2 protein-coding genes and 1 pseudogene are annotated in these 3,155 nt (G+C 73.6%); all 3 read left to right on the plus strand.

All coding sequences use genetic code 11. The features are described 5' to 3' along the window. Nucleotides 1-122 precede the first annotated feature (122 nt). Entirely contained in the window at nt 123-512 is a 390-nt protein-coding gene (locus tag GTQ99_RS21450) for a response regulator (protein ID WP_166617727.1), read from the plus strand. Between the two features lie 296 nt (nt 513-808). Beyond that, the gene (gene flhA, locus GTQ99_RS21455) at nt 809-2,839 is read left to right on the plus strand and encodes a flagellar biosynthesis protein FlhA (RefSeq protein ID WP_240897912.1); all 2,031 of its coding nucleotides are present in this window, start codon (nt 809-811) and stop codon (nt 2,837-2,839) included. Beyond that, nucleotides 2,817-3,155: pseudogene (locus GTQ99_RS21460) on the plus strand (hypothetical protein); the annotation flags it as partial. The gene flhA and the pseudogene GTQ99_RS21460, both read left to right, overlap by 23 nt.

Raw genomic sequence — 3,155 nt, forward strand, 5'->3', positions numbered from 1 at the left:
CGGCTGAGCGCGGGACCCCGCCGGGCTCAAGGCGCGCCGCGGCGCCGCCGATGGCACTCCCAGGACCCTGTCCACCAGCCGCCGCCACCAGGGCGGGCGGCCGAACCACCGAGGAGTCGTCCATGGCACGAGTGCTGGTCGTCGAGGACGACCCGGACATCCGCCAGCTCGTCGAGCTGCGGCTGCGCGGCCTCGGCCACCGCGTCGTGGCCGCCGCCTCCGGTCCGGAGGCGCTCGCGGTGGTCGCCGAGCGCGGTGCGCCCGAGGTGGTCGTGCTGGACGTCGCGATGCCCGGCATGACCGGCCTGGAGGTGCTGCGGGCGCTGCGCGCCCAGCCCGAGCACGCGCACCTGCCGGCGATCTTCCTGTCGGCGCGGGTGCGCCCGGAGGACATCGCCGCCGGCGAGGCGCTGGGCGCCACCTACCTCACGAAGCCGTTCGTCGTCTCCGCCCTGGCCAAGGCCATCGAGAAGGCGCTGAGCGCCGCCGCGGAGACCGTCGGCTCCTGGTGAGCCCCCGGCTCCGGGCGCCCCGCCCGGAGCGCCCGCCCCGTTCGTGATCTTCCGCGGTGCACCGTGGAAGATCACGAACGGGGCGTCGTGCGTCCGGGGGGCGTGCGGGGAGCGCCGGGAGCGGTCGCCCGGACGGGTGCGCCCGGACGGGCGGCTCAAGCGCGGGACCGGACCTGCCGAAGGAGGCACTAGCCAGGACGGCGACAGCAGGGCCACGGACGGGCCGCTGGACGAGGGAACCCGACAGGGTGACCGGAACGACAGGCGGTGCAGTGCGACTTCGCAACCTCTCGCAGATGGCGGTGCCGATCGGTGTCGTCGGCATCATCCTGCTGCTCGTCGTGCCCCTGCCCGCGGCGCTGCTGGACTTCCTCATCGCGACGAACATCACCGTCTCGCTGATGGCGCTGCTGGCCACGATGTTCGTGAAGCGGCCGCTGGACTTCTCCGTCTTCCCCTCGCTGATCCTCGTGCTCACCCTCTTCCGGCTGGGCCTCAACGTCGCCTCGACGCGGCTGGTGCTCTCCGACGGCTACGCCGGCAAGGTCATCGAGGCCTTCGGCCACTTCGTGATCTCCGGCTCGCTGGTCATCGGCCTGGTGATCTTCCTGATCCTCGTCGTCATCCAGTTCGTCGTCATCACCAAGGGCGCCGAGCGCGTCGCCGAGGTCGGCGCCCGCTTCACCCTCGACGCCATGCCCGGCAAGCAGATGGCCATCGACGCCGACCTCAACGCCGGTCTGATCGACGAGGCCACCGCGCGCCAGCGGCGCGCGGACGTCAGCGCCGAGGCCGACTTCTACGGCGCCATGGACGGTGGCTCGAAGTTCGTCAAGGGCGACGCCGTCGCCGGCATCGTCATCGTGCTCATCAACCTCATCGGCGGCTTCGCCATCGGGATGGTCCAGCACGGCCTCGGCCCCGCGGAGTCGATCAACAAGTACGCGCTGCTGAGCATCGGCGACGGCCTCGTCAGCCAGGTGCCCGCGCTGCTGCTGAGCGTGGCCACCGGCCTCATCGTCACCCGCGCCACCACCACCGGCGACATGGGCTCGGAGGCCATCAAGCAGCTGGGCCAGCAGAAGCTGGTGCTGCAGATCGCCGGCGGCGCCGCGATCGTCCTGGCGCTCATCCCGAGCATGCCCAAGCTGCCCTTCCTGCTCGTCGGCGGCCTGACGATCTTCGCCTCGACCCGCGTGGCCAAGCGCGACGCCGCGGCGGCCCGCGAGCAGGCGCTCGCCGAGCTCACCCCGGCGCCGGTCAACCCCGGCGAGGCGGCCGAGAACCTGCTCGAGGAGATGCGGGTGGACCCGCTGGAGGTCGTGCTGGCCCCCGACCTGGTCGACCTCGTGGACACCTCCGGCGGCGGCGACCTGCTGGAGCGGGTGCGGGCGCTGCGCCGCAAGATCGCCCTCGAGCTGGGCCTGGTCGTGCCGCCGGTGCGCACCCGCGACTCCCTGGACCTGCCGATGTCCACCTACGCCGTGCGCATCTCCGGTGTCGAGGTGGGCCGCGGCCAGGCCCCGCCCGGGCAGGTCCTGGCCCTGGGCGAGAACCTCGACGGCCTGCCCGGGCGCGCGACGGTGGAGCCCGTCTTCGGCCTGGCCGGCAAGTGGATCCCCGCCGAGCTGCGCCACCAGGCGCAGCTGACGGGCGCCACGGTCGTCGACCGCGCCAGCGTGCTCATCACCCACCTCGGCGAGCTGGTGCGCAGCCACGCCCCGCGCCTGCTCTCGCGCGAGGACGTGCGCTCGCTGGTGGAGGCGCTCAAGCGCACCCACCCGGCGGTCGTCGACGAGCTCACCCCGGCCGTGCTGACGCTCGGCGAGGTGCAGCGGGTGCTGCAGGCGATGCTCGACGAGGCGGTGCCGATCCGCGACCTGGCCCGCATCTTCGAGGCGCTGTCGCTGAAGGCGAAGGCCGGCTCCGACCTCGACGGCCTCGTCGAGGCCGCCCGCCGCTCGCTGGGCCCGGCCGTGGCCGCCGTGCACGAGCAGGACGGCGTCCTGCACGTCATCACCCTGGACCCGCTGCTGGAGCAGTCCCTGGCCGAGTCGCTGCGCCCCGGCGAGCACGGCGCCAGCCTGGCGCTGGACGCGGCCACCGCCGAGCACCTGGTGACGTCCTCAAGTTCGTGCCTGGAACGTGCCGAACAGCACGGCATCAGCGCGGTGCTCGTGTGCGCACCCCCGTTGCGAGCGCCCCTGCGGCGCCTGCTCAAGGTGGCCGTGGGCCGCCTGCACGTCCTGTCCTACGACGACGTGAGCAACCACCCCCGGATCGAGACGGTTGGATCGGTGAGCGGTGTCCATGCACTTGCTTCTTGAGGGACCTGACCTGCAGGAGCTGCTCGCGCAGGTGCGCGAGGAGCACGGCGGCGCGGCCCGCGTCGTGCGTGCCGAGCGGATCCGCTCCGGCGGCGTCGCCGGCTTCTTCACCAAGGAGCGCTACGAGGTGACCGTCGAGGTCGAGGGTGCCGCCGCGGACGGCTCCGTGGACGGGGCGGGCGAGCAGCCCGCCGCCCGCTCCGGAGCGGCCGAGGACGGCGAGGAGCGCGAGGCGCTGGACTTCGAGGCGCTGCTGGCCGCCGCCGACCGCGCCGAGTCCGGTGCCGCCGCCGGCCGGCACAGCGCCCCCCTGCCC

The sequence above is a fragment of the Kineococcus vitellinus genome (assembly GCF_009906315.1).
Taxonomy (GTDB): domain Bacteria; phylum Actinomycetota; class Actinomycetes; order Actinomycetales; family Kineococcaceae; genus Kineococcus; species Kineococcus vitellinus.

Bases quoted from the DNA above. Each gene is read 5' to 3' on its own strand.
- GTQ99_RS21450 (WP_166617727.1), top strand. From the start codon at position 123: ATGGCACGAGTGCTGGTCGTCGAGGACGACCCGGACATCCGCCAGCTC.
- flhA (WP_240897912.1), top strand. From the start codon at position 809: ATGGCGGTGCCGATCGGTGTCGTCGGCATCATCCTGCTGCTCGTCGTG.